Annotated in this window: 4 protein-coding genes; 2 read left to right on the forward strand and 2 right to left on the reverse strand. The window is 33.5% G+C overall.

All coding sequences use genetic code 11. The features are described from left to right. Nucleotides 1-232: 232 nt before the first annotated feature. The gene (locus tag AC15TD_RS00175; RefSeq protein ID WP_484450125.1) at nt 233-721 is read left to right on the forward strand and encodes a hypothetical protein; all 489 of its coding nucleotides are present in this window, start codon (nt 233-235) and stop codon (nt 719-721) included. Between the two features lie 114 nt (nt 722-835). Here AC15TD_RS00175 and AC15TD_RS00180 read toward each other — a convergent pair whose 3' ends face one another. Continuing rightward, nucleotides 836-1,552, reverse strand: coding sequence for a hypothetical protein (locus AC15TD_RS00180; RefSeq protein ID WP_484450126.1), 717 nt, complete (start codon nt 1,550-1,552; stop codon nt 836-838). Nucleotides 1,553-1,568: 16 nt separating this feature from the next. Continuing rightward, entirely contained in the window at nt 1,569-2,276 is a 708-nt protein-coding gene (locus AC15TD_RS00185; protein WP_484450127.1) for a hypothetical protein, read from the reverse strand. Nucleotides 2,277-2,414: 138 nt separating this feature from the next. Between AC15TD_RS00185 and AC15TD_RS00190 the strand changes: the two genes are divergently transcribed. Continuing rightward, nucleotides 2,415-5,627 (forward strand): cytochrome c biogenesis protein, encoded by a 3,213-nt coding sequence (locus AC15TD_RS00190; RefSeq protein WP_484450128.1) that lies wholly within the window; start codon nt 2,415-2,417, stop codon nt 5,625-5,627. Nucleotides 5,628-5,807 lie beyond the last annotated feature (180 nt).

Raw genomic sequence — 5,807 nt, forward strand, 5'->3', positions numbered from 1 at the left:
ATTGAAAATGAGAATGGAGGTACCTGTGCTACCGGTTGCCATAAAGAACAAAGTTATGCCAGAGAGTAAAACATTGTTGAATTAAAAATATTTCATAATAAATTATATTATCTTTGTTAAAGGCCGGCTATATGCCGGTCTTTTTTTGTTATAAGCGCATAAATAAGAGCTTTTTATCGTATATTTAATATTCCTGGCTATTAGGCTTAAACCTACAATTAAAACAGATACCATGAAACTCTCTGTTATATGCCTTATAGTTGTATGTACACTACCAAATATTTGGTCACAAATTCCTCAAGACAATTTTAAACCCAATAAAATACTGCTTAAAAAAAAGAAGTGGCAGCGTGTTTCTGATTATAGATTTGAAGATAATTACTATTATTTTGCAGTAGAATGGCAACAAAATGAATATGTATTAATGGATTTGGGAAGGCCTAATAAAGAGTACATAAGAACTTCTGATTTCGATATCTTATTTAACAAACTAAAATCTTTAAAAAAAAATAGATTTATACCCAACGATGACCTTCAAAATAAAACTATTTGGAAGCGGGTAGCCTTGCATAGATTTGAATGTAATTACCTGAAACTTGCAATAGAATTTGACGATCCCGACTATGTTTTATACACCATGAATAGTTCAAAGCAAGAATTATTTCGCTCAGTTGATTATGCTTTAATCCGGCAAAAAATTACGAGCCTCACCTTGCGATAAAAACAATTTTTAGGAATTTTAGCACATTTTAAACGTAAGCTTAATACAATGATGCGTTATAAAAAAACACTGCTAGATAGAAGCAGTGTTTTTTAAACTATAAAGAAATATTAATTATTTAGCAATAACGGCTTCTTCCATAATGATTTTATAGAAATACCCAGCACCAAAATTCTTATCTAAAGCAATAACTCCTTCAAAAACTACCACATCACCTACATTTAGGTTTTCCTGAGTGGTAATCATTAAATCGTAATTACCTTCAAAACTAGTACCGTCTTGAAAATGCACCCAGTTTTTACCCATAATAGCAGCTGTAAATTTGGTAACTTCACCAACAATTTTTACTTTCTTTCCTGCATATTGTTGTGTGTTTTCGAATATGGTACCAATACGAATGCCCCCTTCAACAGCTTCAATGTTCAATTTCAACTGATTAAGGGTAGGCTGTTTACCTGTTTCTACTTCTTCCTTTGGTTTGTTAGGATCAACGAGTCCTTTATCGATATCAATTTCATCAGCACTGGTAATAGCACTTAAAAACAATACGTTATCGAAGGTTCTGTTAAGCTCTGTACTCGTAAAATTGGGCATCGCCATACCACTTTTATAATAAAAAACCTCGCCTATTTCAGCTTCTGTTGTTGGTGCCGCCAACCATTTTTTTTCACCGTCTTCTAAAACATGTAAATAGGTATATGAACTTACCTGAATAACCTCCTGAACAAATACTTTTCTAAGGCCTTGTTTTACATGTGGATCTTCCTGTGCAGTAGCATAAATGCCAAATACAAAGGTCGATAAAACAATTACTAATCTTAATAATTTCATATGTTTTGTTTCTATATTATTTTATAATTACAGCGTTTTCAATGATGACATCATATACATAACCTGCACCAAAGTCTTTATTTAAAACCACTTTTCCTTCAAAGCTTACAATATCTCCCATTCTAACCTCATCGGTAGTTGTTGCCGTTAAATCGAACTCGCCATTGAATGCCGTACCATCCTGAATATGAAACCAGTTAACATTCATAATAGCAGGGTTATATTTAGTAACTTCGCCTTTTAATCGTACAACCTTGTTATGATACGCTTCTCTGTTTTTTAATAGCTCTTCAATAGATATGGTGTTTCCTGAAGCTTGAATTTTGACATCTTTTTTCTCAACCACAGTGCGTTGCGATCCGGACGTTGCTGTATTTGAATTTGGAACCATCACGCGTCCAAGTCCTTCTTCGGTAGTACTTATTTGTTCCACAAAATAGACGATTTCGAAAGTTTTGTTCAATTCCTTACTTTCAAAATTTGGCATCTCCATGGCATTATCATAATAAAAGGTTTCCCCTATCTTTATATTGGTTATGGGTCCCGCAATCCATTTTTCGACACCATCTTCCAGCCCTCTTACATAGGTGTATTCACTAACATGCAATACTTCCTGCGCCGTGGCTTTATGTGTATTGGTAGCATTTCCTGTTTCTGTTTTTACCTCATTTTTACAAGAGACTATCAATACCATGATAAATGCTAAACTAAAATAAAATTTCATATTCAAAAGTTTTTAATGTTCGTATTTCTAGAGCAAAAATAGGTTAAATAGAGTGATGAATAACTGATAAATGTCATCAAACAAAAGATAGTATTAAACTAATTTTGTCATAAATTATATTAGAAAACTAACTGTATTATGAAAAAATTATTAAAGATTCTTTTCTCCCCAAGAACAACTCTAGGCTTGCTCGTTATCTTTGCTATTGCCATGGGAGCGGCAACGTTTATTGAAAATTCTTATGACACCATTACTGCAAAAATACTTATTTATGATGCCCTATGGTTTGAAGCACTTATGGTGCTCATGATTTTAAACTTTATAGGAAGCATAAAACGCTACCATTTACTAACCAGAAAAAAAATAGCCGGATTCATTTTTCATATCTCATTTGCAATCATGATTATTGGTGCTGGAGTTACGCGTTATATAGGTTTTGAAGGTAGAATGCATATTAGAGAAGGACAACAGTCCAATTTTATTTTTAGCGATGACACCTATTTAAATGTAAGAGCAAATGATGGGAATCAGGACTATGTTATAGACAAAAAATTAGCGCTTGGGATGATTACCAATAATGCGTTTAAAGTTAATGTAGAAACAGATTCAAAAGGCACTATTGAAATTGCTTATAAAAACCATTTAAAACATGCACAGGAAACCTACATAGAAGGTACAGAAGGTGGTTTTATGATGCTGAATTTAACAATTAGCGATGATGGAGGGCATAAGCATGAATTACAGTTAAAAGATGGTGAAAGTAGTATGATGCATAATACAGCGGTATCATTTAATAATAATCAGCGTCCTGGAGGTGTTAAAATTACGGGCAATGCTAATGGTTTGTTTATAAGCTATCCAGCCAAAATAAAAACAAGCGCTATGCCTGAAATGACAGAGGGACTTATCGAGAAAGACAGCTTGGGCGCATTTAACCGCATGATGCTATATGAGCCTGAAGGTTCAGGGCTTTCGATTGTAATGACCAAATTAACGGAACATACATTAGTGAGTTACGTAGAAAATCTTAACAACGAAAATTTACCAGGTGCTTTAATCTTGGATGTTGAACATAATGGTGAAACAAAAGAAGTAGCGGTTATAGGGGGTCCTGGTTATATTGAAAATTATAAGGAGGTTCCTCTAAACGGTGTATCTCTAAAAATAGCATATGGTACTAAAAGAATTAATATCCCTTTTGCTTTACAATTGAATAAATTTGAACTGGATAGATATGCGGGTTCTATGAGTCCTTCTTCTTATGCCAGTGAGGTGACTTTAATTGACTCCCAAAATGGTGTTCGAAAAGACCACCGTATTTTTATGAATAATGTACTGGATTATGGCGGGTATCGTTTTTTCCAGTCGTCGTACGATAAAGATGAAAAAGGGACTGTACTATCTGTAAATCATGATTTTTGGGGAACCTGGATTAGCTATCTAGGATATACTCTCATGATTATTGGATTTATATGGACCTTGTTTAATCCGCATTCAAGATATTGGGAATTAATGAGTAGAATTCGAGATTTGAGGGAAAAGAGAAACGTTTTAACCCTTTTATTTGGGTTCTTATTTGCTAGCAGTGCCATGTTTGCACAGCAACAGCAACAACAGCAACAACAGCATAATCACCAACCACATATCAATCAGTTTTCTGTAAGTGCAGCACATGCCGATAAATTTGGAGAATTAGTGGTACAATTATATGAAGGGCGATTTGCACCTGTACATACATTAGCACTGGACGTCATGCATAAAATATCAAGGAAAGATAAATTTGATATTCCAGGAAGAGGTAAAATGACAGGGATACAAGTCTTTTTAGATATGCCTTTAAATCCAGATTTCTGGAAGGATCAGGAAATAATTTATGTGCGAGAAAAAGCGGTAACCGATATTATTGGTGTTACTGGAAAAAAGGTAAAATTTAATGACTTTTTTAATACTAAAGGCCAATATAAATTGCAGTCGTTTGCTGAAACAGCTTTTAGAAAACCTGATGCTGAGCGCAATAAGTTTGATAAGGAAATAATTAAATTAAATGAACGCTTAGAAGTTTTTATGATGGCTTATCAGGGCAATATGTTAGATATTTTTCCTGTACAGAATTCAGAAAACAACAAATGGGTAAGTTGGGACGATAAATTGGCACAACAGGAGCTGCAAGGTAGACTTCGAATTATCAATGATGATTTAAAATTACCAGTCTTAAATTACTCTAATATCATGAGTGCGTATTTATCAGAAGTAATTAATGCTACAAAAACAGCAGATTATAGTAACGCTAATAAACTATTGGGGTATTTAAAAAGCATCCAAAAACAAAGTTCTGCTACAGGTATTATGCCTTCTGATACTAAGATTGAAAGAGAAATTAGTTACAACAATTCTAATATTTTTATAAATCTTAAAAATATTTATGCCTTGCTAAGTGTATTATTATTGTTTTTAGCTTTTGTAGATAATTTAAAATCAAAGAAAAGTAAAATTTTAAGCTGGTCACTCTATGCATGTATTACTATATTAGGAGCAGCATTTATATACCATACTTATGGTATGGGAATGCGTTGGTATTTATCTGGACATGCACCATGGTCTAATGGTTATGAAGCCTTGATTTTGGTGTCTTGGGCTAGTTTATTAGCAGGATTCAGTTTTATGCGTTATTCAAAAATCACGTTGGCAGCAACCTCTTTACTGGCATTCTTTACCTTAATGACAGCAAGCCATAGCAGTTATGATCCGCAGTTAACCAATCTTCAGCCTGTATTAAAATCGTACTGGCTAATTATTCATGTGGCTACTTTAACCATTAGTTACGGATTCTTAGGATTAGGCTTTGTTTTAGGGTTCTTTAATTTGGGTATCTATATGTTTAAGAATAAGAAAAATAGAGAGCGCTTATCTCTAATAACAAAAGAGTTAACCTACATTAATGAAATGAATTTAACCATTGGATTGATGCTTGCTACAGTAGGTACTTTCCTTGGTGGTGTATGGGCAAACGAATCCTGGGGTCGCTATTGGGGCTGGGATGCTAAAGAAACCTGGGCATTGATAATAACTGTTGTTTATACTATTATTTTGCACTTTAGATTAGCACCAAAATTAAAAGGTGAGTTTATTTTTAATGTAGCATCAATCTTTGGATTTGGATCGGTACTTATGACTTTTATTGGGGTTAACTATTACTTTACCAAAGGCATGCACTCTTATGCCAGTGGCGAAACTCCAGTGTTCCCTATGTGGGCATGGATTGCGATTTTATCGATAGTTGTGTTTATAATTATTGCAGGTTTAAATAAACGAAGAGTAGAAAAGAATGGTGATCAAATGGCAGACAAATAGCGCTGCCTTCAACTAAACACTAAAAAATAAGGATATTTAGAAGTGCCTCTAATAAAGGCACTTCCTTTTTTCATAAAATATAGATTATACTGGATCTCTATTTAAAACAGATATTATGTTTAATGTCTATGGTTATAAAATGATTTTGAAAGATCATATTAAATTAGATGATAAAATTTT

This window comes from Yeosuana sp. (assembly GCF_057126245.1).

Excerpts from the sequence above, each read along its gene's own strand:
- AC15TD_RS00175 (WP_484450125.1), top strand. The coding sequence starts at position 233 with ATGAAACTCTCTGTTATATGCCTTATAGTTGTATGTACACTACCAAAT.
- AC15TD_RS00180 (WP_484450126.1), bottom strand. The coding sequence starts at position 1,552 with ATGAAATTATTAAGATTAGTAATTGTTTTATCGACCTTTGTATTTGGC.
- AC15TD_RS00185 (WP_484450127.1), bottom strand. The coding sequence starts at position 2,276 with ATGAAATTTTATTTTAGTTTAGCATTTATCATGGTATTGATAGTCTCT.
- AC15TD_RS00190 (WP_484450128.1), top strand. The coding sequence starts at position 2,415 with ATGAAAAAATTATTAAAGATTCTTTTCTCCCCAAGAACAACTCTAGGC.